A 26,054-nucleotide genomic window follows, 5' to 3' on the forward strand; every position below is an offset into this window, starting at 1 on the left:
TTATTGCGGTTTCAGCATTGCGATCATGAAGTCTTTGGCACTCTCTACCTTGCCCTGCTGGATCGCAGCGGCCGGGTCGACGTGTTTCGGACAGACTTCAGAGCAGTAGCCAACAAACGTACAGGACCAGACACCGTTCTGGCCGTTAAGCAGCGGCATACGCTGTTTCTTGCCGTGGTCGCGGTTATCCAGGTTATAACGGTGCGCCAGCGTAATCGCCGCCGGGCCGATGAATTCCGGATTCAGGCCGAACTGTGGGCAAGCGGCATAGCACAGGCCACAGTTGATGCAGCCGGAGAACTGGTGATACTTCGCCATTTGCGCCGGGGTTTGCACGTTCGGGCCATCTTCCGGCTTGCGATCGTTGCCGATGATGTAAGGCTTAATCGCTTCCAGGCTCTCGATAAAGTGGGTCATATCCACCACCAGATCGCGCTCGATCGGGAAGTTGCCCAACGCCTCAACCTTCATGCCATCGGTATATTCACGCAGGAAGGTTTTACAGGCCAGCTTAGGCACACGGTTGACCATCATGCCGCAAGAGCCACAGATGGCCATACGGCACGACCAGCGGTAGGACAGGTCTGGCGCCAGGTTATCTTTGATATAGCCCAGTGCGTCCAGCAGCGAAGTCTGCTCATCGTAAGGTACGCTGAAGGTCTCGAAATGCGGCTCGGCGTCGCGTTCCGGGTTATAGCGCATGACCTCGATTTTCAGGGTTTTCAGCTCAGCCATTCGCCTGCTCCTTATCCTTTCTCTCTTTGTCCTGCGCTTCGGCTGCGGCGCCATAAACACGCTGGGCCGGTGGCAGTTTGGTAATTTTCACGTCGCTGTACTCCAGGCGTGGTGCACCGTTCGGGTTATGGAACGCCAGCGTATGTTTCAGGAAGTTCACGTCGTCACGCTCGGTGCAACCTTCGTCGAGACGCTGGTGTGCGCCGCGCGATTCTTTACGGTTGAAGGCCGAGTGCGCCATACATTCGGCAACGTCCAGGCCATAGCCCAGCTCGATGGTGTACAGCAGATCGGTGTTGAACACGCTGGAGTTGTCGGTAATTTTGACGCGCTTGAAGCGCTCTTTCAGCTCCGCCAGCTTATCGATGGTTTTCTGCATCAGCTCCGGCGTACGGTAGATACCACAGCCTTCTTCCATCGACAGGCCCATTTCATCGCGGATCTTCGACCAGTTCTCGCTACCTTCTTGCTTCATCAGATTGCTGAGGCGGGTTTCCACGTCGCGGCCTTGTGCTTCCAAAGCGCTGCCGTTGGCCGGGCCACTTTCCAGCGCGCGGCGGGCTGCGTGTTCACCTGCCACACGCCCAAACACCACCAGCTCAGCGAGCGAGTTGGAACCCAGGCGGTTCGCGCCGTGCAGGCCAACCGAGGAACATTCGCCGACGGCGAACAGGCCTTTGATGCGGGTTTCACAGTTTTGATCGGTTTCGATACCGCCCATGGTGTAGTGCGCGGTTGGACGGACCGGGATTGGATCCTTAACGGGATCGACACCCACGTAGGCTTTCGACAGTTCACAGATGAACGGCAGACGCTCCAGCAGTTTCTTCTCGCCCAGGTGGCGCAGATCCAGATAGACCACGTCGCCGCGTGGGGTGGCGATGGTGCGGCCAGCACGCCATTCATGCCAGAAAGCCTGCGACACTTTGTCACGCGGGCCCAGCTCCATATATTTGTTTCTTGGCTCGCCCAGCGGGGTTTCCGGGCCCATACCGTAGTCTTGCAGGTAGCGGTAGCCGTCTTTGTTAACCAGAATACCGCCTTCACCGCGGCAGCCTTCGGTCATCAGGATGCCTGAACCTGGCAGGCCGGTTGGGTGATATTGCACAAACTCCATATCGCGCAGTGGCACGCCGTGGTGGAACGCCATCCCCATACCGTCGCCGGTGACGATGCCGCCGTTGGTGTTATAGCGATAAACACGGCCTGCACCGCCGGTGGCCATGATGACGGCGTTGGCACGGATCTGCACGCGGGTACCTTCCATCATGTTCATGGCAACTACGCCGCGCGCCTGGCCATCATCTACCAGCACGTCCAACACGAAGTGCTCATCGAAACGTTGGATTTGCGGATACTTCAGCGAAGTCTGGAACAGGGTGTGTAGCATGTGGAAGCCGGTTTTATCGGCGGCAAACCAGGTACGTTCAATCTTCATGCCACCAAAGCGGCGCACGTTGACCGAACCATCTGGCTTACGGCTCCACGGGCAACCCCATTGCTCCAACTGGGCCATTTCACGTGGGCAGCTGTGAACAAAGTGATCGACCACGTCCTGCTCACACAGCCAGTCGCCACCGGCTACGGTGTCCTGGAAGTGATAGTCGTAGCTGTCGTGATCCTGAGTGACTGCGGCGGAGCCCCCTTCGGCGGCTACCGTGTGGCTACGCATTGGATATACTTTAGATATCAGCGCGATTTTCAGTTGGGGGTTGGCTTCCGCGGCGGCTATAGCGGCCCGTAAACCAGCTCCCCCGGCACCAATGATGGCTAGGTCGGCGTTAAAGGTTTGCACTGCACTCCTCCAATGTTCTCGTTAAAACGACAATTTAATTAATCTATGCTTAATATTTATAAAGGTGCTTCGGGTGCTAAGCTAAATTCAGTGACTTTTAAAACTAAACACTAAGGATAGATAACTGCTACCGAATATAGGGTTATCACTATACCTAAAGTTAAGTAGTAGAAATTTGATGTGATCGATTGTTTTGCCTTTTAACCGTTACGCAAGAGGCATTCCTGCAAAAATAAGGTGTTGCCTCGCCTTTGTCTTTGATTCGCGCGATTGTCGGTGGTTTATATGGCTTATATGTTTTTTATGATTTTAATGTAGACCAGCGCCCACAATAGCCAAGAATTTGTTTGCTTGAGAGGATGCGAGTAGACTGCACCCCCTGTTTGATTTCGGAGTAATTACCATGAGCGAAACGGCAAGCTGGCAGCCAAGTGCACCCATCGCCAATTTGTTGAAGCGCGCAGCGATACTGGCTGAGATCCGGCGTTTCTTTGCCGATCGTGGCGTATTGGAGGTGGAGACCCCGGCGATGAGCCAGGCGACAGTCACCGACATCCACCTGGTCCCGTTCCAGACGCGTTTCGTCGGCCCGGGCGCGGCAGATGGCCTGACGCTGTACATGATGACCAGCCCGGAATACCACATGAAGCGTCTGCTGGCGGCAGGGAGCGGCCCGATCTATCAGCTGGGGCGCAGCTTCCGTAATGAAGAAGCGGGGCGGCATCACAACCCTGAATTCACCATGCTGGAATGGTATCGCCCGCACTATGATATGTATCGCCTGATGAACGAGGTGGACGATCTGCTGCAACAGGTACTGGATTGCGACAGCGCCGAAACCCTGTCCTATCAGCAGGCGTTCCTGCGCCATCTGGATCTCGATCCGCTGTCGGCGGAGAAGGCACAGCTGCGTGAGGCTGCGGCCAAGCTCGATCTGAGCAACATTGCCGATACGGAAGAAGACCGCGATACCCTGCTGCAACTGCTGTTTACCGTGGGCGTCGAACCCCATATCGGCCGTGATAAACCGGCATTCGTTTACCACTTCCCGGCCTCACAGGCCTCGTTGGCAGAAATCAGCACCGAAGATCACCGTGTCGCAGAGCGGTTCGAGGTCTATTTCAAAGGTCTTGAGTTGGCGAATGGTTTCCGCGAGTTGACCGACGGCGATGAGCAGCGCCAGCGCTTTACGCAGGACAATCGTAAACGCGTGGCGCGTGGCTTGCCGGAGCACCCGATTGATAACAACCTGCTGGATGCCCTGAAGCATGGTATGCCGGAGTGTGCGGGCGTGGCATTGGGCGTCGATCGTTTGGTGATGTTGGCGTTGGGAGCCGAAAGCCTGAGCGAAGTGATCGCGTTTCCGGTCAGCCGGGCATAACGTTTTTGCCTCAATGAAAAAGGGTTCGGCTTGCCGAACCCTTTTTGCTTTTATAGCCCGCCCGACTCGCGGCGCGTGTTGCGCGGAGGAGTTGAAGGCGGTGTGCGGCCATTACTGGTCATGCGCGACAGCGTCTCGGTGCGAACCTGGAAAGGTGGGTATGGCAGCGTGATGCCGTGTTCACGGTAACCCGCCAGGATCAACTGGTGGATCTCATGGCGTAACGGCATGCGGTGGCCCATTTCGGCGGCGTAGATACGCAGTTCGAAGATCTGAATACCCTGTTGCAGATCGACCAGATAGGCTTCCGGTGTTGGGTTATCCAGCACCAGTGAGCAACGTTCGGCCGAGTTGATCAGGATCTTGGTCACCTCTTCCGTATTCGCCTCTGCCGGTGCCGGTACGGTCAACACCACACGGGTCAGCGTGTCGGACAGCGACCAGTTGATAAACTGCTCGGTGATAAAGGCCTTGTTAGGCACGATAATCTCTTTGCGGTCCCAGTCTGAAATGGTAGTGGCACGGGTATTGATCTTGGTAACCGTGCCCGTCAGGTTACGGATTGTCACCGTATCGCCGATGCGGATCGGTTTTTCAAACAGAATGATCAGGCCTGAAATAAAGTTGGAGAAGATCTCCTGCATACCAAAGCCCAAGCCCACGCTGAGCGCGGTGACCACCCATTGCAGTTTCGACCACTCGATACCGATCCAGGAAAAACTGAGGATCGCCCCGAACAGCAGCAACAGATACTTGGTGATGGTGGTAATGGCGTAGCCGGTGCCAGGCGTCAGATCCAGGTGCTGCAACACCGCCAACTCGAGCAATGCTGGCAGGTTACGCACCAGCTGCATGGTGACGATCAGCACCAGGATGGCGATCAGCAGCGCCCCCAAGGTGATCGGCTGAGCGATATCGATGCCATTCACCGTGGAATTGACATCCCAGAGCTTGATATTTTCCAGGAAGCCGAAGGCCGAGTGGATCTCTGACCACAGGACGATCAATGAGACCAGTGCCACCATCGTCAGGATCGAACGCACCAACCTCAGCGACTGGGCGCTGATGGCATCCAGATCGATTTCCGTTTCATCTACCTCAATCGCACCTTCGATGCTGTTAGGGGTATGTGTGGATTCTTCTTCGCCTTTGGCACGCTGCGCCAGGATATCGGCACGGCGCTGTTTGGCACGATCAAAGGCGATACGGCGCCGTTGGATCAGCATCCAGCGGCGGATAATGTGGTAAATCACCAACAGCAGGAACCAGATGGCAACCGAGGTCTCCAGGCGTGCCAGCAGCTTCTGTGCGGTGGTCAGATAGCCGACGGTGGAAGCCAGCGCAGCAATCAGCGGTGCGGAAAGCAACAGCCCCCACAACGCGGTGTTAATCAGATTTTCACCGGAGCCTTTGTTATCCAGATACAGTGGAATACCGGCCCGCTTCAAGCTGTTGGTGACCAGCGCCAGCGCCAGACAGAGCAGAATGAAGCACAGGCGGCCAAGGGTATTGGCAAATTCGCGATCGTTGAGATTGTCGAAGGTGATCAGCGCCATAATCAACGGCACGATCAGCCAGATCGACATCTGGTAATAACGCATGGCGCGGGAAACCTGCTTCACCGGCCAGCCGAAATGCACGATGAACAACCCCTGCGGATGGGCGAAGGCGGCGCTGATCATACAGATCCACAACACTGGCAGCGTGGCGGTGACGCCCTCACCAATTGCGACAGCAACCGGATACGGCCAGGCATTCTGCAAGCCGAAGCCCAGCGCTGCCCACAAGACCGGCAGCGGCAAGGCCACCAGGATTGACCAAAATACGGTACGCAGCGTCAGCAGGAATTCATCTTGCGTGACCTTGCCTACTCTACTGCTGGCCCGTGCCAGGAACGCATGGTAATGCTTGCGCGAACTGATGCTGAAAATCACCAACAGCACCGCACCAAACAGCGGGATCAAGGTTTCCCGGCTAGTGACCATCATCACGAAAGCGCCGCTGAGCTGCGTCAGGGTATCCAGTGACAGTACACGGGTCAGATCCTGTGCCACATTGAGCGGATACGACAGTGTGATGGGGCTGACGTCTGGTACCCAGAACAGGTAACGGTGCGCTGCATCCTGAATTTCGTTCAGCGCATCGACCAACTGGGTGTTGGCCACCTTCAGTTTGGTCAGCTCAAGGATCTGGGTATCGCAGCCGGAAAGCAGCGAATTCAGTAGCTCACGCTGGGTGCGTAGCTGGGCATCGACGATACGCTGCTGGGCGCTGGTCAGGGGGCTACCGTCGTCTTGTTTAAGCTCTTTAGCTCGCTGAGGCAGGCTTTCCAGCTGGTTTTCAAAATTCAGGCGTTGAACGCGCAGATCGGCCATGGCGCTGTCCAACTGCCGGGGTTTTGGCATTTCAGGCAAGATGGCGACCTGGGCGCGCAGGGTTTCCCCCAGTGCAGTAGAGGCGCTCAACCATTGGGACTGCTCAATGATGGTGCTCAATGCCTGGCGTACCTGCAGCGTTTGTGCGGCGGCCTGGCGCTGTTGGGAAGAGATCAGATCCATCTGTTGCGCCTGATCGTTCAGCGCAGCAGAAAGTTCACGGTTGATTTGCAGCTGCTTGCGCAGGCTGGCGGGTAAATCGCCATTCTGTTCGGCCAATTGCTCGGTTTTTTCCAGCGCCCGTTCCGCTTCCCGTTGGCGTTGGCTGTTGAGGTTGTTACGCAGCGCCTGTAACTGGACATCAATTTTTTCATGCCGCGTTTTGTAGACATCGGCACGCATCCGCGCCAGTTCCTGGCGGTTATTGGCCGAGAGTTGAGCCAGATCCAGCTCATCCACTTTCGCTTTACGTGCCGCCGCTTCTGCCTGTAACAGAGCAAGCTGCGCCAGTGCCAATGGCGTGGTTTGGTTATTGCCCTGAGCCTGTAGGCGGCGCTGAACTTCCGTTAATGCGCGCCGAGCTTCGGTTTGTTGCTGTGGCAGCTGGCTGAGAGAGTCGCTGATCTCGCGTGTCCGGTCCTGTTCCTGTTGCAACAGGCGGGCCTGTTCCAGCAGTTGGCTGCTGGTTTGCAGGATTAACTGTTCCAGATCGCTGGCGGGCAGGTTTTCACCGTTGGGCAGGATTTTGGTTTCTTCGAGGGTAAGCTGGCGGCGCAGTTCCTGCGTCATCTTCGGGAAATCGTCGATCACCCGCTGATACTGCTGGGAATTGTTCTGCGACTCTTTGCGTTCGGTGAGCCAGTTGATGGCGCTTTGCAGCGCCTCAACCGTTTCCGCCTGATTAGGCGCGTTTTTATTGCCCTCGGCCAGCTTCAGTTCTTGCCGTAACTGGGACTCATTGGGGATCGCGGCGGCGAGAGCCGGCTGGATCAGTAGCAGGCTGAGCAATAAAGCGATAATCAGGCGCACAGCATCAATTCCCTTCGAAGGTGGCTTCTGGCGCGGCTGCGGCTTCAGCAAAAGCCTGGCCCATCCGGGTTACGGTGCCGTTGTTCAGGTGCGGTGCGAACTGTACGCTGCCAGGCGTGAACAGGTTGATGACCGTGGAACCGAGTTTGAAGCGGCCCATCTCTTCACCTTTGACCAGTTGGATCGCGCCTTCCATGCCTTCGGCTGGATAGGTCCAGCGGCGGATGATGCCTTCGCGGGGGGGCGTTACGGTACCGGCCCAGACGGTTTCGATGCTGCCCACAATAGTCGCGCCGACCAGGATCTGCACCATCGGCCCAAAGGCGGTATCGAATACGCAGATCACACGCTCATTGCGCGCAAACAGATTCGGCACGTTGGCGGCAGTTAGCGGATTGACCGAGAACAGATCGCCCGGCACGTAGATCATTTCGCGCAGTACGCCGTCACATGGCATATGGACACGGTGATAGTCGCTTGGGGCCAAATAGGTGGTGGCGAACAGGCCGTTACGGAAAGGCTCCGCCAACAGATAGTTACCGGCCAGTAGGGCTTCCAGCGTGTAATTATGGCCTTTGGCCTGGAAAATCTGATCGTCGCGGATTGCACCGAGCTGGCTGATGGCACCATCTGCTGGCAGTGCCAGCACGTGAGGCTCCTCTACGATCGGGCGTGCGCCATCACGTAATGGACGAACGAAGAATTCATTGAACGTGGCATAGGAGGCTAAATCCGGGTTCTGTGCTTCCTGCATCTGCACGCGGTAATAGCGGGCAAACGCTTTTACCACCAGCTTAGTCAGCCAACCGGCCTTTTTATCTGCGCCCCAGCCCGCCAGGCGGGTTAACGCCAGCTTTGGCAGCCAATACTGTAATTTAATCTTGATGCTATCCAGCACATTAACCTCTTGAAAGGGGATATAAGGGCGAAGGTGGCGATTAGCGCAACCCCCGCACTGTGGATCAGTTATCTGCGTCCGGGAAGTTTTTGCGGGTTTTAACCTGCGCCATGCTTTCCAAGATGCGGTGATAGTTGTCGAAACGCTCTTTGGCTATCGCGCCACTTTCCATCGCGGCGCGAATGGCGCAGCCCGGATCGGTGTCGTGGCGGCAGTCACGGAATTTACAACCGCCCAAATAGTCGCGGAATTCGACATAGGCCTGGGTGACCTGCTCTGGCTCCAGATGCCACAGACCAAATTCACGCACGCCGGGGGAGTCAATAACATCACCGCCATGTTGGAAGTGATACAACCTCGCCGCCGTGGTGGTATGTTGCCCCAGGCCGGAGACATCGGAAACCTGATTTACCAGAATTTGCTTTTCCGTCTGCGGCAGCAGGGCGTTCAACAGGCTGGATTTGCCCACGCCGGACTGCCCGGCAAAGATGCTGATACGGTCGACCAGCGCCTGTTCAAAGGCTTCCATCCCTTCGCGGGTCTGGCTGGACACTTCGAGAACGCGGTAGCCAATATGGCGATAGATGTCCATCATCCCGTCGACCACCTTACGCGCTGCGGCGTCCAGCAGGTCGATTTTGTTGAGCACGATCAGCGGCTCGACTTGCAGCGTTTCGCAGGCGACCAGGTAGCGATCGATCATGTTGAGAGAAAGTTCGGGCAAAATGGCCGACACGATGACGATCTGATCGATATTGGCGGCGATAGGTTTAACGCCGTCGTAGAAATCAGGGCGGTTCAGCACCGAGGTGCGTTCATGCACCGCTTCTACGATGCCTTTGACCCCCGCATGAGTGCCTACGCCAGGGCGCCAGACCACGCGATCGCCGGTAACCAGCGAACGTAGGGTGCGGCGAATGTTGCAGCGATGCTGGACGCCGTCTGCGGCTTCCACGTCGGCATGCATGCCAAAGCGGCTGATGACGATCCCGTCTTGCGGTTCGCCCAATTGGGAATCATCCAGCTCCGGCTTGTTGTCAGTACGCTTCAGGCGACGCTGATGGTTGGCCTGTACGCGGCGTTCTTGACCTTTGGACAGTTTGTTCTTACTCACTGAGCCTCACTTGAATCGGCATTTATCGCTCGGGGCGAGCAAAAAGGCTATGATACACGCTATTTTATATTAAATAACCGTTCTTGACCGCCACGCACGCTGGCATTAGCCGCGGGTTTGCCCGTGGTTTGTTTATCTTTCGGCTTTTACGCAGGAAAAATCATGACAGGAAACGAAAACAACCTGATTTGGATCGATCTGGAGATGACCGGGTTGGACCCTGAACGCGATCGTATTATCGAGATCGCGACATTGGTGACCGATGCCAATTTGAATATCCTTGCCGAAGGACCGGTGATCGCGGTGCATCAATCAGATGAGCAACTGGCGCGAATGGATGACTGGAATGTGCGTACGCATACCGGCAGTGGGCTGGTGGAGCGCGTTAAAGCCAGCAAGCATGACGATCGTGCCGCCGAGCTGGCGACTATCGCTTTCCTGCAAGCGTGGGTGCCAGCAGGTAAATCACCTATCTGTGGCAACAGCGTTGGTCAGGATCGCCGTTTCCTGTTCCGCTATATGCCGCTGCTGGAGGCCTACTTCCATTACCGTTATCTGGATGTCAGCACCCTGAAAGAGCTGGCACGCCGCTGGAAACCGGAAATCCTGCCAGGCTTCAAGAAGCAGGGTACCCATCAGGCGTTGGATGATATCCGCGAATCCGTTGCGGAACTGGCGTACTACCGCGAGCATTTTATTCAGCTGTAGCCGAGAGCAGGTTCATAAAAGGGGGCGGAGGAGTAATCCTCGCCCCCTTTTCTATTGCGCGGTTAATCATTTTTCCTATCGTTTGGCCGTAGCCACATATCCAGAAAGGCGCTTAACCAGGCAATACCCTCACGGTCATACCTTTGCCCGTTGAGTTGCTGTTCGGCCAGGGACTGTGCCCCTGGCTGGCTTAATTTATGTTCGGCAGCCCTACCCCAGCGTTGCATGGTCTGGTAGCTGACCTCGGGGTGGAATTGTACGCCATATGCCTGCCTGCCGTAACGTATGGCTTGATGACAAAATTGCTCACCTGTTGCAAGAAGCTCCATGCCTTCGACAGTGTCGAATCCCTCGCTATGCCATTGATAAACATGTGTCGGCCAAACACCTAGCTTTCGACCTGGCCGGGTTGGGTAAATGGGCCAGTAACCAATCTCGACTCGTCCATCGTCTCTGGCCATCACCCGGCCCCCGAGATGACGAACCATCATCTGTGCGCCAAGGCAAATGCCTAAAAAAGGAACGTCTTCACGCAGGGGGACTCCTATCCATTCAATTTCGCGCTTAACCCAGTCTGTATTGTCATTTGCACTCATGGGGCCACCAAAGACGATCGCACCGCTGTGCTTGGCGAGTGTATCGGGTAACGGATCATCGAGCGGTGGGCGGCGAATATCAAGGGAATAGCCCCGTTGCAGCAGCAACTGACCAACACGCCCGGGAGCGGATTGCTCCCGGTGTAAAACGATGAGTACTGGCAAAGATGCCGGTTTAGCGATTGTTTTCATATCATTATCTTTTTGGGGAAACCTTACAGACGAATGCGCTGCCCACGTAAATCATCGTAGGGAACCATCACATGCTCGCGATAGGCTGGGCGGCTTTGTAACCGTTGATACCAAGCCTCCACGGCAGGGAGCGGCGGGCGTTCGATATCCAACGAAAAATAGCGATACAAGGTGGCCCCGGTGGGAATATCAGCCAGGCCAAAACTGTCCCCGCTTAAAAAAGGTTGTCGGCTTAGTATTGTCTCCAGCACCTGGAAATGACGAGAACAGCGGGCCACCTTGTCATGGAGAGTTGGCCAGTCCCGTTCGGCCTCAGGGGTGCGGATCAGCCCCCAAAAAACCCCCATCATCAGATCCGGTTCCAAGGTGGTTTGGCACCAGTCCATCCAGCATTCCACATGGGCCCGTTTTCGCGGATCATCAAGCCAAAAATGACTACCGGCAGCAAGGAAGCGCAGGATGGTGTGAGATTCCCAGACAACCTGCCGATCCAGGTCGATCACCGGGATATGGCGGGTTGGATTAATGACGGCAAACTCCTCTGTGTCACAATCGCCAAATTGCCCACCAAAAGGAATAAGGTGATATTGCAGGCCTAATTCACCGATAAACCACATCACTTTCTGCACATTAAATGAGTTTTTACGCCCCCAAACGCTTAGCATGGCAACTCCCTCTGTGAGCCAATGGATACGGTGGTCAACCGGGTGAAACCGTCGTTGAGATCCGCGATCAAATCTTCGGGATCTTCAAGCCCAATATGCAAACGAATGCCTGAACTCCCTGCGGCCCAGCGTGCCGCTGCGCTTGGTTTATCGAGTGCAAATGGGATTGCCAGGCTTTCGAAACCGCCCCAGGAATAGCCAAGGCCAAACAGCCTGAGCCCGTTTAAGAAGGCGGCAATCGCCTGTGCCGGGAAAGGACGCAGTACTATTGAGAACAGGCCCGATGCACCTTTAAAGTCACGCTGCCAAATGGGATGGCCTGGGCAGTCTTCCAGGGCCGGATACAGCACCGCCTGGACTTCTTCCCGCCCGGTTAACCAGCGTGCGATAGCCAGCGCGTTACGTTGATGCTCACGCAGCCGAACGCCAAGCGTTCTTAAGCCACGCAGTGCCAGATAAATATCATCAGGGCCGACACATAGCCCCAGATCGCCGTGCAACTGCTTTAGTTTTGGCCAGAGCCGTGCCGTTGCGGATACGGTACCGAGCATGGCATCGGAATGCCCTGCCAAGTATTTGGTGCCCGCTTGAATGGAGAGATCGACGCCGTGCTCATGGGGTTTGAAAAAGAATGGGGTGGCCCAGCTGTTATCCATGATGACGGTAATTCCACGCTGGTGCGCAATACGGGCAATAGCGGCAACGTCTTGTAGCTCAAAGGTGTTGGAGTTGGGGCTTTCAATGTAGATGGCACGGGTACGCCGAGTGATTAATGCCGCTATGCCGCTGCCTATGGTGGGCTGGTAGTAATAAGTCTTGATCTCCAGACGGCGTAGCAGGGTATCGCAGGCATGACGCACCGGTGCATAGCTACCCCGGGTCATTAATAGGTGGTCACCGGGTTTCAGGCAGGTGAGTAACGCCAGATTACAGGCCGTAAGGCCGGAGGGGCATAATACCACCCCTGCGCCCCCTTCCAGTTGGTTCAAGGCTTGTTCCAGGGCTTCAGAAGTGGGGGTGCCACGCCGCCCGTAAATATACGGCTGGGTTCGGTTGAGTAAATCCTGCACCGTTGGGCTCAACACGGTAGAACCGTGGTAGACCGGTGGGTTTACAAAGCCGTGGTACTCACTGGATTTACGCCCCGTATGAGTCAGCAAGGTGTTACAGCCTACGGTTAGGGATGAGGAGAGGACCTCGTCGTGTGAGTGATTTATGGCCATAACAGGTTACGCTCCCAACGTTGATCGTCGCCGTCACGACGATATCGCAGGCGGGTAAAGTGGCGATTACTATCGGCTTGCCAAAATTCGACTTCTCTGGGAGCCAGTGCAAACAGAACCCAGTGTGGAGAGATAAGGCCAGGTTCGGCGCTAAGCCGATACAGTTGTCCCTGTATGGCTGTCTCCAAGTCCCTTGGGGACTCGAGTATTTCACTTTGCCGTGCTGCCAGAATAGCGGCACGAGAGCGTTCTGGGCGGCGTGAAAAATCGGCAATGCTGGCTTCCGCAGACAGGGGGACGACAGGGCCACGCAGACGGATTTGTTGGGCTAACTCAGGCCAGTAACAGGTGAGTGCAGCATAGGGGTGATGATCGAGCTGTTGGCCTTTAGGGCTGCGCATATTGATGGCGAAGTGCCAACCCTGCGTGGTGACATCCAGCAGCACGACGGCGCGCGCATCGGGCATGTTTTCACGATCGACGGTGGATAAGGTCATCACGTGGGGTTCCATCACCTGCAAGGCAATGGCCTGATCCAGCCATTGTTCAAACAGTTCCTGGGGTGTGCCGGGAGCGACTGCGGTATCGAACGGTGTGGGTGCATAACCGGAAAACACCTGCAACTGAGCCAGCTTGGTTTTCATATCTATTAGCATGCCATTACTCCCTGTGAAATTGAGCGGCGAATGTAAGAAGCCGCTGTGCGGCAAGATAGTCGGGCACTTCGGTGAGGAAGCCGTTCACCACGGCGGCGGCAACGCGCTTGCCATTTGCTGCCTGGCATGCGGTTTCGAACGTGGAGATAATCTGCCTGGCCTGTGCAATTTCCTGAGCCGAAGGGGTTAACGTTTGATTCACCAGCCCCACAAATTGCTCATTAACAATGGCTTTGGCCCGATACCCCATGCTGCGGGACTGGCGCATATCGCGTTGTGCACCTTCGTTATCCGAATAGCTGTAGGGGCAATCAATCGGTGTAATGCCCATTGCCGTACATTCGACCAAAAAGCGCTGGCGTATGTAGCTTAATTCGCTGCCGGCCCGGGTTCTTTCCGCACCGATATCGGCCACCATATCTTCAGTGCCGACCAGAATGGCGCGAATACGCGAACTTGCCTGTGCAATGGCGCAGGTATTGATGAGCCCGCGAGCGGATTCGATATTGGGGACCAATTCTGTCGAACCAGGCTCAATGTCGTAGCGTATTTCAAAGTGATGAACCGCTTTATCCAATTCTGCAACCTGTTGTGGCGTGGAAACCAAGGACATCATGATGATGTCTGGGCGTGCGGACATCACACTATCAAGGTCTTCTAGCCCCCCGTCATCAAGCGGGTTGATGCGTACCGACGTCAGTGAACCCGCGGCGTGCCAGATGGGCAGGATCTCTTTGGTCAAGTGCCTGGCTTGTGGTCTTAGTGCTGGGGGGGTAAAAGTCTCCAGTTCCTGTATCAGGACATCAGCCCCACTCTCTGCCCCTTGTCGCAAGGCATCGCGATCGGCCCCAGCTAAAAATAGCCATGAACGACGTGGGTTTGACGGTGTTATGGGTGCGGATAATGGCATTAACGATCCCCTGTGTTAAAAGGCTGTATCAAGCGATGAGTATTGGAGCCGTTATAACGAGTCCTGGAAATTCTTTACTCGTTGTTTCATGTCATCAGGTACTGGGACCGATTTATTAATCAGGTAATCAAAACAGACATGCGTAGAGGCACCTTGCGCAATCAGTGTCTTGTCGCCATGCTGGTTTTTATGGATTTCATAATGCATTTCAAAACTTTTGCTGCCGAAATTGATCACGCGGCAGCTGACCTCTAAATTATCGCCTAATATAGCCGGCGCAATATATTCACAAGAGGTTTTCACCATGATTTGCGGTAACTTTTCGCTGTAAGGGATCGCTAAAAGGGTGTGCATATATTTTACATAGGCATGCTGAATATATTCGTAATAAACCGGGCTGCTGACATGCCCCATTGAATCAGTGTCACGGTATTTGACTTCCAGCGCAATGATGAAGGCTTGCTTTTCCATAAGTATTCTCCAACGTTATGACGAAAATAGGGAGTTAAATTATCGAGTTGGGTCAATGCGCTGCTTATAAATCGGCAGGCGATTAATCTGATTGAAAATATTCTTTTTATGCATTTCTTCTGTTCCTCCCACGCTGCAAAAACCGAGCGCATCGCGAACAAAGTCGGCTATTGGCCCTTGCTGATAGCCGATACTGCCGTACAGTTTGAGCAAGCTGGTGGCATTATTGACCAAATCATTGGCACCCATAATTTTTGCCATGGAACTGACCATCAATAATTCCTGTTCCGTATGCTCATTGAGCAAGTGACTTAACGCCCCATAAGCCAGCCAGCGGCTGCGCTCGATCCCGAGCTGTATTTCGACGATGCGTTGCTGAACGTACTGGTGCCGATCGATGGTGCTGCCAAAGCTTGCCCGGCTGTGGATGTAAGACAAGGCGTCCTTCATAAAGCAGGTGGGAATAAGCGCGGCGACCAAGCCGTAATATATTCTGCCTAGTGATATGATTTGTATTAAGTTTTTATGGCCATTGCCCGGTTTGCCAAGCAGTTGTTCAGGGGGGATACGCACATTTGCAAAACGTATGCTGCCGGTAGGCAAATCTGCCAGCCCTAATTTATTGTCTGGTGTTTGGTAGGTAACCCCTGTGGTTTCGCGATCGACGAGTGCCAAAGCGATACCACCCTGATTTTCCGTATTGGCCAGGCGAGTGACAACCAAGGTAAATTGAGTGATAGGAGCGTGAGCAATATTGTATTTTTCGCCTGTCAGCAGATAACCTTGTTCATCTTCAATGAGCATGGTTTTAATGTTACGCGTATCGGTTCCTGTCTCTGGCTCGGCTATGGCGGTTGCACTTAACTCTCCCCGTAGGATGGCAGGGAAATACCGTTCACGCTGCATGTCATTACCGTACAGCGTTAATGCGCGTACCATGCCCGCTTGAGCAATAATCGATAACAATAAACCGGGTTTCCGGATGGATGACGCGACCCCTTCAAGCGCCGTGGTGAAATGCCACCATCCTAACCCGTTACCCCCATATTCCGATGGCACGATATACTGCCAAAGCCCTTCCTGTAAAAGCCGTTGCCATCCTTCGGTATTAAATTCACCGAGGGAGTTGTTTTCCTGATGGGCTAATGAGGTACCCACAGCATAATATTTTGCTCGAATTTCTCTTTGCTCTTCCGTCCAGTCGAATTGCATTTTGAACCCCTCCATGTCTCTCGCTATGATCCTTTGATGTCACCATAACAAACGTATTTTTTCATCAATGAAAAAACTGATAATCTTTCGGCTTGGCTTTTCTGGCTTAGCGTTACTGGTTATATTTAAACAATAAAAAGGAAGCCGGATAATGATTTTGGCACTAAAAATAATGAATTTTGGCCATATTAGCGAATCACTGTGTCGCCCTATTTCGACGCTGTTGGGAGATTCAGCGAGACTGACACCCGACAGCGCCGAAAAATGCGCTAACGGTTATCAGCACTCATCAACTTTTCACCTAATGTCAGCGCCTCTTCCAGGGTTGCCGCTGTTGCCAGCGGGGTGCCGAAAAACTTCATCATTTCTTTGGCATGAGCCATTTGTTGTTCACGCTCTTTAGCATCAGGTTCGACGCTAATCAGGGCGCGGCAGATGCTGCCAAACTTTTCCTTGTTCGCTTTGAACCAGCGCATACGGCATTTGCGATCGTCATTGCTTTCTTCTTTAGGGCGATTGGGGGGGAAAACGATCACGAAGGGGAGAGCTTGAGCGATCAGGCTATTGAGTTCCTCTTCCCACCGTTTGGTGTAACCAGGCACGATGGCCTGGTTACGCATGATCACCAAAGGGAATTGTCGAATGTCGTAGACGGTAAAGCGTTGTGAACTCAGTGTCATGGTGATTCCTCTGTCTATTAAGGTGAATGGGATGATGACTATGCTTTGGCTTTAGGCACAAAAGGCGGTTTGGCAAACCAAACCAGCACGATGGCTAGCAGAAATACGCCAGCCAGCGCATAAGAAATATCATTGAAGGCGATCTGTGTGGCCTGCTCGGAGAGCAGGCTATTCAGCCGTTCATAGCCTAGCTGCGCCTGGCCCTGCCCTAAAGTCGCGACCGCCTGGTGAGTGTCTTGATCGTAGGCCGTCAGGGACTCGCCTAATTGGGCGTGATGGGAAATCGCACGGCGATCCCACATCAGGGTGGTGATGGAGACCGCCAGGCTGGCACCCAGCGTACGCATAAAAGTGGCAAGCCCTGAGCCAGCCGCGATCTCGTCTGGCTTGAGGTCGGAGAGCAGGATGGCGTTGATCGGCATGATAAACAGGGCCAGCCCCAACCCCTGTAACAGTTGGATCAGCGCGATATGCTGGAAATCAATCTCAATGACAAAGCCTGAGCGCAGGTAAGAGGCCGTAGCTAGCAGGATGAAAGCCCCGCACACCAGCCAGCGCATGTTGAAACGCGGCGCATATTTGCCCATAAAGGGCATCAGTAGCAGCGGCAAGATCCCCATGGGAGCGACAGCCAACCCCGCCCAGATGGGGGTGTAGCCCAAGGTGCGCTGTAGCCAAAGTGGCATGATGACGTTGGTAGCGTAAAACGCGGAATAGGCACCGATCAGCGCAAGCGTACCCACCCGGAAATTGCGATGACGAAATAGCTGCAAATTGACGATCGGCTGTGAGTCGGTCAGTTCCCAGATCACAAAAAACAGTAAGCTGACCACGGCAACGATAGCCAGCACGACGATCTGGGTAGAGTTGAACCAATCCTCTTCGTTGCCTTTATCCAGCAAGATCTGGAGTGCTCCAACCCCCAGGATCAACGCGACTAGGCCAACTCGATCCACCTTGGCACGCTGGGTGCTCTCGGGGCGACCATGCATTTGGCTGGCAACCAGCGTGCAGGCAAAAATGCCGACGGGAATATTGATCAGGAAGGTCCAGCGCCAGGAGTAATAATCGGTGATCCACCCGCCGAGCAAAGGGCCTGCAACCGGAGCGACCACGGTGACCATGGCGATCATCGACAGCGCATAACCCCGTTTTTCCGGCGGATAAATCGACAACATCAGCGCTTGGGTCGTCGGGATCAGTGGCCCAGCCACCGCTCCTTGTAACACGCGACAGAGAATTAACATTTCCATATTGATGGCCATTCCGCACGCTAATGAAGCGGCAGTGAACAATCCCATTGACCAGAGAAACAGCCGCAGTTGGCCAACACGACGTACCAGAAAACCGGTGAGTGGCAAGGCAATCGCGTTGCTGGCGGCAAAACTGGTGATCACCCAGGCGCTCTGGCTACTGCTGGCTCCCAGATTACCGGCGATGGTCGGCAAGGACACGTTGGCGATAGTGCCATCAAGCACGTACATAAATACCGCCAGAGCCAGGCCAAAGGTGGTCCAGTTGACGCTGGGCGGACGGAAATCCTGGGCAGGGATAGCGGAGCTCATATGTCCCCTCCGTTGGCCTTAACGATCTGTTCGATCAAGGCGTCTGATTGACTCAGTTGATCAAGATAGACATCTGTCGCCAGCAAGGGCTCTGGCGAGCGTTGAGCTAATAACGCACCGCTACGGTCATGCAGATCCACATTGACCTGCATGGACAAGCCAATGCGTAGCGGGTGGCTAATGAGTTGCTCGGGCTGAGTGAGGGAGATCCGTACCGGTACACGCTGAACGATCTTGATCCAATTCCCCGTTGCATTTTGTGCTGGCAGCAGCGCGAATGCGGCACCGGTTCCAATACCCAGGTTCTGAACTTGGCCGTTATAGCGTATGGTTTTGCCATAGACATCGGCATAGATCTCTACTGGCTGATCGATGCGAATATCACGCAGTTGAGCTTCAGTGAAATTAGCCTCGACCCAGACTTTATCCAGCGGCACGACGGCCATCAGCGCTTCGCCTGGCTGTACCCGCTGTCCCAACTGCACCTTGCGTTTGGCGACATACCCTGTGACCGGGGAGACGATGGTGGTGCGTGAGCGATCGAGGTAAGCGACACGCAATGCCGCTATCGCTGCCAGTACTTCTGGGTGCGAAGTCAGGCTGGTGTTATCAACTAATGAGAGAGTTTGCTGGTACTGTTGCTCGATAGCGTCCAGCGCGCTCTGTGCCTCCAGAAAAGCGTTGTTGGCATGGGCTAACTCCTCTTTGGAGATGGCATGAGAAAGGGTGAGTGCGCGGCGTCGTTGGTAATCGGCGCGTGCTTTGTCCAGCGTGGCCTGGCGGACAGCGATTTCGGCCTTGGCACCGCTGACCGCACTATACAAACCACGTACTTTGCGCACCACGTTGGCCAGATGGGCCTTGGCATTGTCCAGTGCCAGTTGGCTGTCACCAGGATCGAGCACAACCAGCGTATCGCCAGCGAACACCAATTCACCATCATCGGCGTTGATGGACACCACGGTGCCATGAAACTGTGGCGTGATCTGTACGACATCACCCTGAACATAGGCGTTATCGGTGCTGGCATACCAGCGGCCATACATGCCATACCATCCCCCCCAGAGAATAGCGGCAAGCAGACAGGCTGCCCCCAGTAAATACAGCAGCCAAGGGCGTTTACTTTTGGCAGGGGTGGGGGAAGGGGTCTTAACGTCATTCATTAGGGGCCTCTGGTTGGTCAATGAGCGGAGAATGTATGAATAATGGACAATTGACGAAAAGTTGGGTAACGTTATTTAGGCTAAAAACAATGAGAAACAATCATGACGGTAGCGGTGCTTGCCAACCATCCCTCCGACCTCAGTGAACGAGCCGATGGCCCTTCACTCATCGCTATGTGGGGTGAAGACGATCCGGGGCTTGAGTTTTGTCTGGGGACGCGCGAATACGATTGGCACCATCATTTGCGGGGGCAGTTGTTCTGCGTGGAGAACGGCTTGTTGCATGTTCGCACCAGGCAGGGATCCTGGCTGTTACCCCCGAACCGCGCTGGCTGGATACCCTCACACGAGCCGCACAAGGTCAGCATCAGCGGCGTCATGAGCGGCTGGACGGTGCTGATTACGCCTGATGCGAGCAAAGACTTGCCCGACCAACCCTGCGTGATTGGCATCAGTGAGTTGATGAATGCGCTAGTACGCCGTGCGGTGTCCTGGTCGTTTGAAGAGACTTTGCAGGTTGAACAGGAGCGGATGATTGCGGTGTTGTTGGATGAAATCCGGCGTTCGCCCCATCAGCCGCTGCATTTGAGAATGCCTACCGACCGGCGCTTGTTACGGATCACCAATGCGATCCTTGCCGAGCCTGATAACACCAGAACCTTGCAAGCCTGGGCGGCTTGGGGAGGGCTTTCCCCCAGCACCCTATCGCGATTGTTTATGGCCGAGACGGGCAACAGCTTTGCACAATGGCGTCAACAGGCAAGGTTGTCTCACGCGTTGGAAATGTTGGCTAATGGTATGCCTGTGAGCAGTATTGCGGATGCCTTGGGGTACGCGACCCCCAGCAACTTTATTGCGATGTTTAGACGGTGTTTCGGCGATTCTCCCGCCCATTATTTCTCCAAGCGCAAGTCGCTGTGATTCGGACCATTGGTTGTTCACCGTGATGAGAGACCAAATCCTGACCTTGGTTGCCCGCAAAGCAGGTTTTTACCTATCCTGGCATGAAAATTCACCATTTCGGTGCTTAAAGCAGCAATCAGACAAAATTCGCGTTTTTTTGCTTTCAGGGGCTTGCGGCGAAAAGGATTTCTCGTATAATGCGCACCCCGTACCGATGAAGAATTTCGTTTCATTCACCATCGTTACGCCGGGCGGGAATAGCTCAGTTGGTAGAGCACGACCTTGCCAAGGTCGGGGTCGCGAGTTCGAGTCTCGTTTCCCGCTCCAACTTCAAAAATGCTACTGATGTAGCATGATGAAGAAAAAGTAGTTAAAGTAACACCCATGCGACGCGGGAATAGCTCAGTTGGTAGAGCACGACCTTGCCAAGGTCGGGGTCGCGAGTTCGAGTCTCGTTTCCCGCTCCAAAAATTTCAAAGGCCATGTTGTTCATTGTTGGCCGGATGCTTCAAGCATATCAATGCGGGAATAGCTCAGTTGGTAGAGCACGACCTTGCCAAGGTCGGGGTCGCGAGTTCGAGTCTCGTTTCCCGCTCCAAATTTATCTCCAGTTTAGATTCAATCCTACGCCGCTTCAGGTGTGACTTTCTTTCAGTTATACATACTCAGAAAATAGGTTGTGAACAGAGTTATCCACAGATCCTGTACATAATACCTTCTGTGCAAAAATGCAACGCCTCACAAATGAAATTTATATCTTATTGATAATAATCAATATTTATTTCTTATAAAACGTTATCTCGATCACTTGCTCTTTTTGTGACGCTTGAAAGACAACGCATTTTTATTTTTATGCACAAATCCACAGGGAGAGTCTGAGGGTTTTCTAGGCATCCCTCGGTAATCCTTTCTCGACCGCCCGAATTAAACGTTTTTTCTGCATCGTCTGCACCTCAACCGCCAGGGCTTCACGGCGTGCAAGCTGTTGAGCCAGTGCCCAACTGATATGCTCGTCCAGCATCGGATCCTGACCCTGCCGGGTCTGCAAGCTGATAACGATCTGATCCAGATAAGGGGCGTTGCCGAGTGCTACCGCGATATTGCGTAACCAGCGCAAATGGCCGATACGTCGGATGGCAGAGCCTTCGGTGATACGGAGAAACTTCTCCTCATTCCAGCCAAACAGCTCGATCAGTTGCGGGGCATGCAGCGCAGCGCGAGGGCTGAAATCGTCTTCATCCGTCAACTGCGAGAAGCGGTTCCACGGGCAAATGAGCTGGCAATCGTCGCAGCCGTAGATTCTATTGCCCATCAGAGGGCGGAATTCTTCTGGAATAGCACCTTCCAGCTCGATGGTCAGATAGGAGATGCAGCGCCGGGCATCGACGGTGTAAGGGGCTACTATCGCACCGGTGGGGCAAGTGGTAATGCAGGCGACACAGCGGCCACACTGCTCTTCCTGCGGCTTATCCACCGGCAGGGGCAGATCGATTAACAACTCGCCCAGGAAAAACCAGGAACCGGCGTCGCGGTTGAGGATCAGTGAGTGTTTACCAACCCAGCCGATGCCGGCTTTTGAGGCCAAGGCTCGCTCCATGATGGGGGCCGAGTCCACAAAGGGCCGGAAATTCAGTTCACCGCAGTAAGCCTGGATTTGATCGCCGAGTTTTTTTAGCCGCTGGCGTAGCAGCTTATGATAGTCACGCCCCAGCGCATAACGGCTAACGTAGCCCAACTGCGGGTTTTTTAACGTACTGGCGAACGCGGCTTTCGCGGGGAGATAGTTCATGCGCACGCTGATCACCCGCAGTGTGCCGGGCAATAATTCATGTGGCCGCGCGCGCATCATGCCGTGACGTGCCATCCACTCCATCTCGCCGTGGTATTGCTTATCCAGCCACGCCTGCAATCGGGGTTCTTCCGCGCTGAGATCGGTATCGCAGATCCCCACCTGCTGGAATCCTAGCGATTGCCCCCATTGCTTGATATGTTGGGCTAGTTGATCGAGATCGAGGGGGTGTGTCATGACGGGCCATAGTGAGAAACAATACTGTTCCAGTTTACCACACTCTGTTTGGTCTGCAGACTGGATCCGCCAGGCAGAACCTGCTGCTGCCGCAACGCTGGGCCTCTCCTTGTATTCGTTAATGGAGCGTGCCGGTGCGGCGGCTTACCAGCTGGCGTGCGACCGGTATCCGGCCAGCAGGCATTGGCTGGTGCTGTGTGGGCATGGCAATAACGGTGGCGATGGTTACGTGGTTGCTCGTCTGGCCCGTGCGGCGGGTATCAAGGTGACGCTGATTGCCTGCGAAGGCGTTCGTCCATTGCCACCAGAGGCTGCCAACGCCCGGCAAGCCTGGTTGGCAAGTGGCGGAGAAGTCCTGCCCGCGACCAGCCGTTGGCCAGAGGATGTCGATCTCATCATTGATGGTTTATTAGGCACCGGATTGGGGGCGGCCCCCAGAGCGCCCTATGATGCCCTGATCGAAGCGGCCAACCGAGCCGAGGCGCCAGTGGTTGCTCTGGATATCCCTTCTGGCCTGCTGGCTGAAAGCGGAGCCGTGCCGGGAGTCTCGATCCGTGCGGCCCTTACGCTGACTTTTATTGCACTCAAACCAGGGTTGCTGACCGGGCAGGCGCGTGATTGGGTGGGGCAACTGCATTACAGTACGCTAGGATTAGCGGATTGGCTGGCAACACAGTCCCTGCAAATCGAGCGTCTTACGGCTGACGATTTGGGTAGATGGCTGAAGCCTCGCCGCCCTTGTTCTCATAAAGGGGAGCATGGTCGTTTACTGCTGGTGGGGGGCGATCACGGTTTTGGCGGAGCCATCCGCATGGCAGCAGAAGCCGCACTGCGTGCTGGGGCTGGACTAGTGCGAGTGCTTACTCACAGTGAGAACATTGGGCCGCTGCTGACCGCCCGGCCTGAGTTGATGGTGCAACGCCTGAGTAATGATATCCTGCAACAGGCGCTGGACTGGGCCGATGTGGTCGTGATTGGCCCGGGGCTTGGCCAGGGCGATTGGGGCCGCAACGCGTTGCAACAGCTGCAAGCCAGTGATAAACCAACATTATGGGACGCTGATGCGCTTAACTTACTGGCATTACACCCCGAGAAGCGTCAGAATCGTATTATTACCCCGCATCCTGGTGAAGCCGCGCGATTATTGAGCTGCCGCACCGCTGATATTGAGAGTGATCGCTTACTTGCAACCCGCAGGTTGGTCGCGCAATACGGCGGCGTTGTGGTGCTGAAAGGCGCAGGTACCTTGATCGCCGATGAGCATGGACAGGTGGCGATCGCCGACGTTGGCAATGCTGGCATGGCATCCGGTGGCATGGGAGATGTGCTGTCGGGTATCATTGGCGGTTTGCTGGCGCAAAAGCTACCGCTGTATGATGCTGCCTGCGCGGGCTGCGTAGTGCACGGCGCAGCGGCAGATCAGGTTGCTGCAAAACAAGGAACAAGGGGATTACTGGCCACCGATCTGCTGGCGGTGATCCCTTATTACGTTAACCCTGAGTTGGCAAAATAGACATTATCGAATGAAAGAACTCGTTTTACCGCTGCCGGATGAGGCAGCCACAGTCGCACTGGGGGCCGTCTTGGCCCAGGCATGCGATCGTGCCAGCGTGATTTATCTTTATGGGGATTTGGGTGCCGGTAAAACCACCTTCAGCCGCGGCTTTCTGCAGGCGTTAGGCCATCAGGGCAATGTGAAAAGCCCAACCTATACGCTGGTGGAACCTTATGCGCTGCAACCGCTGGCGGTCTATCACTTTGATCTTTATCGCTTGGCCGATCCGGAAGAACTCGAATTTATGGGTATCCGCGACTATTTTGCCCAGGACTCGATTTGCCTGGTGGAGTGGCCGCAGCAGGGTACCGGCGTGCTGCCCGATCCCGATCTGGAACTGCATCTCAGTTACCAAGACGAAGGGCGTCAGGCGAAGCTCCAGGCGGTTTCCGCCTATGGCGAACAATTATTAGAAAGTATCCAGAGGCAACAAGGATGACGCAGCAATGATGTATGGGTTAAGAAGATTTGCTGTAATTGCCTTGCTTGCGTTGCTGGGGCCGTTTGGTGCCTGGGCGGCATCGTCCCTCTCCGACGTCAAAGTGACCAATGCTCAGCGTGAAGCCACGGTGTCAGTGAGCTTTACTGGCCCTCCGGAGTATACCTTCGCCACGTTACATGGCCCGGATCGGGTGGTGCTGGACGTTACCCAAACTGGCAAGGTGGGCGGCCTACCGTTGAACTTCAGCGGCCAGAACCTGGTAAAAAGAATTCGTTCCAGTCAGCCGAAAAATGCGCAAAGCGTACGCTTGGTGTTTGATTTAACCCAACGTGCCAAAACCCGTGTAGCGACGCGTCAAGAGGGTAACAGTTACATCGTCGTCTTCACCATCACCTCAGAAGCCAGGACGGCGACTAACACCGTTCGTAAGGCACCAGTTCCTGTGCCTGTGCCGGTGGTGAGTGAGCCAGTGCGTAAGACTCCGGTCACGTCAAGTAGCGCCAATCCATTTACTCCGAAGTCGGCTGCGGTATCAGGCACGGCAACCAGCATTACCCCACGTAGCAGCCGGGTGTCCGCCGGTTCTGGCGATCGGGTGGTGGTGGCGATCGACGCCGGCCATGGTGGACAGGATCCTGGCGCTATCGGGCCAAACGGTCTGAAAGAGAAAAACGTCACCATTGCTATCGCGCATCGTCTGCGTGCGTTGTTGGATGCCGATCCGATGTTCAAAGCGGTGATGACGCGTAACGGGGATTACTTTATTTCGGTGATGGGCCGTTCTGATGTGGCGCGCAAGCAGGGGGCTAACGTGTTGGTGTCCATCCACGCGGATGCCGCGCCGAATCGTAGCGCCAAAGGGGCTTCGGTTTGGGTATTGTCCAATCGCCGGGCTAACAGCGAGATGGCCGGTTGGTTGGAACAGCACGAGAAACAGTCCGAACTGCTGGGCGGTGCGGGCGATCTGTTGGCCAATAGCCAGGCCGACCCTTATCTGAGTCAGGCGGTGCTGGATCTGCAGTTCGGTCATTCGCAGCGCGTCGGTTATGACGTAGCCGTCAAGGTATTACAGCAGTTACAGGTCGTAGGTTCATTGCACAAACGCCGTCCGGAACACGCCAGCCTGGGAGTGCTGCGTTCACCGGATATTCCATCTTTACTGGTGGAAACCGGGTTTATCAGTAATAGCACGGAGGAGCGACTGCTGGGCAGTAGCGCATATCAGGATAAAATTGCACGGGCGATCCACAACGGCCTGCGCAGTTATTTCCTGGCGCATCCGCTACAAGCCGACCCAAAGGTGGAAAACCGCCCGCTGGACGTCGCAGCGGCGGTTAACTCCACGACAGACGATCTCAGACAGCCTGAGCCGGTGACCAGCCCGGCCAGAAGCAGCGCCAGCGTAGGAAAAACGCAGATCCATGTGGTGAAGCGGGCGGAAACGCTTTCCGGCATTGCCGATAGTTATGGCACCAGCATGGCGGCGCTACGTGAGCTGAACAAACTGAAAAAAGATGGCGTCTGGGTTGGCCAGCGTCTGAAGGTCCCTGCCGGGAAAACGGCGGCAGCACCGGCTCAGGCCAAGGCCAAGGCAAAAAGCGCTAAACCGAGCAAACATAAGGTGACTCGCGGTGATACGCTGTCATCCATCGCCGCGAAATATGGCGTCAGCGTCAGCGAGCTTAAACGGGTTAACAAATTAAAGTCGGATGTTGCGCCGCTGGATCGGACGCTGATCATTCCGTAGGCCTGATGCCAAC

The 26,054-nt window shown here is 55.0% G+C and carries 22 protein-coding genes and 3 tRNA genes; 9 read left to right on the forward strand and 16 right to left on the reverse strand.

Annotated elements, in window-relative coordinates; all coding sequences use genetic code 11:
- Positions 1–735, reverse strand: coding sequence for a succinate dehydrogenase/fumarate reductase iron-sulfur subunit (locus tag KGP26_RS02185; RefSeq protein WP_021182105.1), 735 nt, complete (start codon positions 733–735; stop codon positions 1–3).
- Positions 728–2,530, reverse strand: coding sequence for a fumarate reductase (quinol) flavoprotein subunit (frdA, locus tag KGP26_RS02190; RefSeq protein WP_021807575.1), 1,803 nt, complete (start codon positions 2,528–2,530; stop codon positions 728–730). Before frdA ends, KGP26_RS02185 begins: the two co-directional genes overlap by 8 nt.
- 403 nt (positions 2,531–2,933) lie before the next feature.
- On the opposite strand from frdA, the gene epmA reads away from it, so the two are divergent.
- Positions 2,934–3,911 (forward strand): elongation factor P--(R)-beta-lysine ligase, encoded by a 978-nt coding sequence (epmA, locus tag KGP26_RS02195; RefSeq protein ID WP_021807574.1) that lies wholly within the window; start codon positions 2,934–2,936, stop codon positions 3,909–3,911.
- Between the two features lie 50 nt (positions 3,912–3,961).
- On the opposite strand, the gene mscM is transcribed toward epmA, so the two are convergent.
- The 3 genes from mscM to rsgA all read right to left on the reverse strand — a co-directional run bounded on the left by mscM (position 3,962) and on the right by rsgA (position 9,327).
- Complete coding sequence (gene mscM / locus KGP26_RS02200) at positions 3,962–7,315, reverse strand: miniconductance mechanosensitive channel MscM (RefSeq protein WP_021807573.1); 3,354 nt, start codon at positions 7,313–7,315, stop codon at positions 3,962–3,964.
- A 4-nt stretch (positions 7,316–7,319) separates the two neighbouring features.
- A complete protein-coding gene (gene asd, locus KGP26_RS02205; protein WP_021807572.1) occupies positions 7,320–8,213 on the reverse strand; it encodes an archaetidylserine decarboxylase in 894 nt (297 codons plus the stop codon).
- Positions 8,214–8,277: 64 nt separating this feature from the next.
- On the reverse strand, positions 8,278–9,327 hold the full coding sequence (gene rsgA, locus KGP26_RS02210; protein ID WP_021182110.1) for a small ribosomal subunit biogenesis GTPase RsgA: 1,050 nt from the start codon (positions 9,325–9,327) through the stop codon (positions 8,278–8,280).
- Between the two features lie 162 nt (positions 9,328–9,489).
- On the opposite strand from rsgA, the gene orn reads away from it, so the two are divergent.
- A complete protein-coding gene (orn, locus tag KGP26_RS02215; RefSeq protein WP_021182111.1) occupies positions 9,490–10,035 on the forward strand; it encodes an oligoribonuclease in 546 nt (181 codons plus the stop codon).
- A 62-nt stretch (positions 10,036–10,097) separates the two neighbouring features.
- Here orn and KGP26_RS02220 read toward each other — a convergent pair whose 3' ends face one another.
- From KGP26_RS02220 to KGP26_RS02265, 10 genes are all read right to left on the reverse strand, one after another.
- Positions 10,098–10,823, reverse strand: coding sequence for a glutamine amidotransferase (locus tag KGP26_RS02220; protein ID WP_094982815.1), 726 nt, complete (start codon positions 10,821–10,823; stop codon positions 10,098–10,100).
- A 23-nt stretch (positions 10,824–10,846) separates the two neighbouring features.
- Positions 10,847–11,488, reverse strand: a complete 642-nt coding sequence (locus KGP26_RS02225) for a glutathione binding-like protein (RefSeq protein ID WP_094982814.1) — start codon at positions 11,486–11,488, stop codon at positions 10,847–10,849.
- A complete protein-coding gene (metC, locus tag KGP26_RS02230; RefSeq protein ID WP_223664965.1) occupies positions 11,482–12,711 on the reverse strand; it encodes a cystathionine beta-lyase in 1,230 nt (409 codons plus the stop codon). Before metC ends, KGP26_RS02225 begins: the two co-directional genes overlap by 7 nt.
- Positions 12,702–13,367 (reverse strand): pyridoxal 5'-phosphate synthase, encoded by a 666-nt coding sequence (locus KGP26_RS02235; protein ID WP_223500762.1) that lies wholly within the window; start codon positions 13,365–13,367, stop codon positions 12,702–12,704. Before KGP26_RS02235 ends, metC begins: the two co-directional genes overlap by 10 nt.
- 4 nt (positions 13,368–13,371) lie before the next feature.
- Positions 13,372–14,277: a CoA ester lyase gene (locus tag KGP26_RS02240; protein WP_037376538.1), complete on the reverse strand. Its 906-nt coding sequence runs from the start codon at positions 14,275–14,277 to the stop codon at positions 13,372–13,374.
- 51 nt (positions 14,278–14,328) lie between these two features.
- On the reverse strand, positions 14,329–14,748 hold the full coding sequence (locus tag KGP26_RS02245; RefSeq protein WP_223664966.1) for a thioesterase family protein: 420 nt from the start codon (positions 14,746–14,748) through the stop codon (positions 14,329–14,331).
- 39 nt (positions 14,749–14,787) lie between these two features.
- On the reverse strand, positions 14,788–15,960 hold the full coding sequence (locus KGP26_RS02250) for an acyl-CoA dehydrogenase family protein (protein ID WP_223664967.1): 1,173 nt from the start codon (positions 15,958–15,960) through the stop codon (positions 14,788–14,790).
- Positions 15,961–16,229: 269 nt separating this feature from the next.
- On the reverse strand, positions 16,230–16,640 hold the full coding sequence (locus KGP26_RS02255) for a hypothetical protein (RefSeq protein WP_021807564.1): 411 nt from the start codon (positions 16,638–16,640) through the stop codon (positions 16,230–16,232).
- Between the two features lie 38 nt (positions 16,641–16,678).
- Positions 16,679–18,205, reverse strand: a complete 1,527-nt coding sequence (locus tag KGP26_RS02260; RefSeq protein WP_037376537.1) for a DHA2 family efflux MFS transporter permease subunit — start codon at positions 18,203–18,205, stop codon at positions 16,679–16,681.
- The gene (locus KGP26_RS02265) at positions 18,202–19,368 is read right to left on the reverse strand and encodes an efflux RND transporter periplasmic adaptor subunit (RefSeq protein WP_115159448.1); all 1,167 of its coding nucleotides are present in this window, start codon (positions 19,366–19,368) and stop codon (positions 18,202–18,204) included. The genes KGP26_RS02260 and KGP26_RS02265 overlap by 4 nt, the downstream gene beginning before the upstream one ends.
- A 102-nt stretch (positions 19,369–19,470) precedes the next feature.
- On the opposite strand from KGP26_RS02265, the gene KGP26_RS02270 reads away from it, so the two are divergent.
- The 4 genes from KGP26_RS02270 (at position 19,471) to KGP26_RS02285 (ending at position 20,869) form a co-directional block, all read left to right on the forward strand.
- The gene (locus KGP26_RS02270) at positions 19,471–20,289 is read left to right on the forward strand and encodes a helix-turn-helix domain-containing protein (protein ID WP_021807562.1); all 819 of its coding nucleotides are present in this window, start codon (positions 19,471–19,473) and stop codon (positions 20,287–20,289) included.
- Between the two features lie 233 nt (positions 20,290–20,522).
- A tRNA-Gly gene (locus tag KGP26_RS02275) sits at positions 20,523–20,598 on the forward strand.
- Positions 20,599–20,662: 64 nt separating this feature from the next.
- A tRNA-Gly gene (locus KGP26_RS02280) sits at positions 20,663–20,738 on the forward strand.
- A gap of 55 nt (positions 20,739–20,793) precedes the next feature.
- Positions 20,794–20,869 (forward strand) — tRNA-Gly (locus KGP26_RS02285).
- 288 nt (positions 20,870–21,157) lie between these two features.
- Here the strand turns inward: KGP26_RS02285 and queG are convergent.
- Entirely contained in the window at positions 21,158–22,297 is a 1,140-nt protein-coding gene (queG, locus tag KGP26_RS02290) for a tRNA epoxyqueuosine(34) reductase QueG (RefSeq protein ID WP_059199518.1), read from the reverse strand.
- On the opposite strand from queG, the gene nnr reads away from it, so the two are divergent.
- From nnr to amiB, 3 genes are read left to right on the forward strand one after another with little or no spacing between them, the layout of a single operon-like run.
- Positions 22,296–23,810 (forward strand): bifunctional ADP-dependent NAD(P)H-hydrate dehydratase/NAD(P)H-hydrate epimerase, encoded by a 1,515-nt coding sequence (gene nnr, locus KGP26_RS02295; RefSeq protein ID WP_223664968.1) that lies wholly within the window; start codon positions 22,296–22,298, stop codon positions 23,808–23,810. The two genes, queG and nnr, sit on opposite strands and share 2 nt — an antisense overlap.
- Positions 23,811–23,820: 10 nt before the next feature.
- Positions 23,821–24,291: a tRNA (adenosine(37)-N6)-threonylcarbamoyltransferase complex ATPase subunit type 1 TsaE gene (gene tsaE / locus KGP26_RS02300; protein ID WP_021178997.1), complete on the forward strand. Its 471-nt coding sequence runs from the start codon at positions 23,821–23,823 to the stop codon at positions 24,289–24,291.
- A 7-nt stretch (positions 24,292–24,298) separates the two neighbouring features.
- Positions 24,299–26,041 (forward strand): N-acetylmuramoyl-L-alanine amidase AmiB, encoded by a 1,743-nt coding sequence (gene amiB / locus KGP26_RS02305; protein WP_094982810.1) that lies wholly within the window; start codon positions 24,299–24,301, stop codon positions 26,039–26,041.
- Positions 26,042–26,054 lie beyond the last annotated feature (13 nt).

Source organism: Serratia sp. JSRIV002 (assembly GCF_019968725.1).
In the GTDB taxonomy this organism is placed as follows: Bacteria; Pseudomonadota; Gammaproteobacteria; order Enterobacterales; family Enterobacteriaceae; genus Chania; species Chania fonticola_B.

Bases quoted from the DNA above. Each gene is read 5' to 3' on its own strand.
- KGP26_RS02260 (WP_037376537.1), bottom strand. From the start codon at position 18,205: ATGAGCTCCGCTATCCCTGCCCAGGATTTCCGTCCGCCCAGCGTCAAC.
- tsaE (WP_021178997.1), top strand. From the start codon at position 23,821: ATGAAAGAACTCGTTTTACCGCTGCCGGATGAGGCAGCCACAGTCGCA.
- KGP26_RS02255 (WP_021807564.1), bottom strand. From the start codon at position 16,640: ATGACACTGAGTTCACAACGCTTTACCGTCTACGACATTCGACAATTC.
- KGP26_RS02220 (WP_094982815.1), bottom strand. From the start codon at position 10,823: ATGAAAACAATCGCTAAACCGGCATCTTTGCCAGTACTCATCGTTTTA.
- KGP26_RS02245 (WP_223664966.1), bottom strand. From the start codon at position 14,748: ATGGAAAAGCAAGCCTTCATCATTGCGCTGGAAGTCAAATACCGTGAC.
- nnr (WP_223664968.1), top strand. From the start codon at position 22,296: ATGACGGGCCATAGTGAGAAACAATACTGTTCCAGTTTACCACACTCT.
- orn (WP_021182111.1), top strand. From the start codon at position 9,490: ATGACAGGAAACGAAAACAACCTGATTTGGATCGATCTGGAGATGACC.
- epmA (WP_021807574.1), top strand. From the start codon at position 2,934: ATGAGCGAAACGGCAAGCTGGCAGCCAAGTGCACCCATCGCCAATTTG.
- KGP26_RS02265 (WP_115159448.1), bottom strand. From the start codon at position 19,368: ATGAATGACGTTAAGACCCCTTCCCCCACCCCTGCCAAAAGTAAACGC.
- queG (WP_059199518.1), bottom strand. From the start codon at position 22,297: ATGACACACCCCCTCGATCTCGATCAACTAGCCCAACATATCAAGCAA.
- KGP26_RS02235 (WP_223500762.1), bottom strand. From the start codon at position 13,367: ATGCTAATAGATATGAAAACCAAGCTGGCTCAGTTGCAGGTGTTTTCC.
- metC (WP_223664965.1), bottom strand. From the start codon at position 12,711: ATGGCCATAAATCACTCACACGACGAGGTCCTCTCCTCATCCCTAACC.
- amiB (WP_094982810.1), top strand. From the start codon at position 24,299: ATGATGTATGGGTTAAGAAGATTTGCTGTAATTGCCTTGCTTGCGTTG.
- KGP26_RS02250 (WP_223664967.1), bottom strand. From the start codon at position 15,960: ATGCAATTCGACTGGACGGAAGAGCAAAGAGAAATTCGAGCAAAATAT.
- KGP26_RS02270 (WP_021807562.1), top strand. From the start codon at position 19,471: ATGACGGTAGCGGTGCTTGCCAACCATCCCTCCGACCTCAGTGAACGA.
- KGP26_RS02240 (WP_037376538.1), bottom strand. From the start codon at position 14,277: ATGCCATTATCCGCACCCATAACACCGTCAAACCCACGTCGTTCATGG.
- KGP26_RS02185 (WP_021182105.1), bottom strand. From the start codon at position 735: ATGGCTGAGCTGAAAACCCTGAAAATCGAGGTCATGCGCTATAACCCG.
- KGP26_RS02225 (WP_094982814.1), bottom strand. From the start codon at position 11,488: ATGCTAAGCGTTTGGGGGCGTAAAAACTCATTTAATGTGCAGAAAGTG.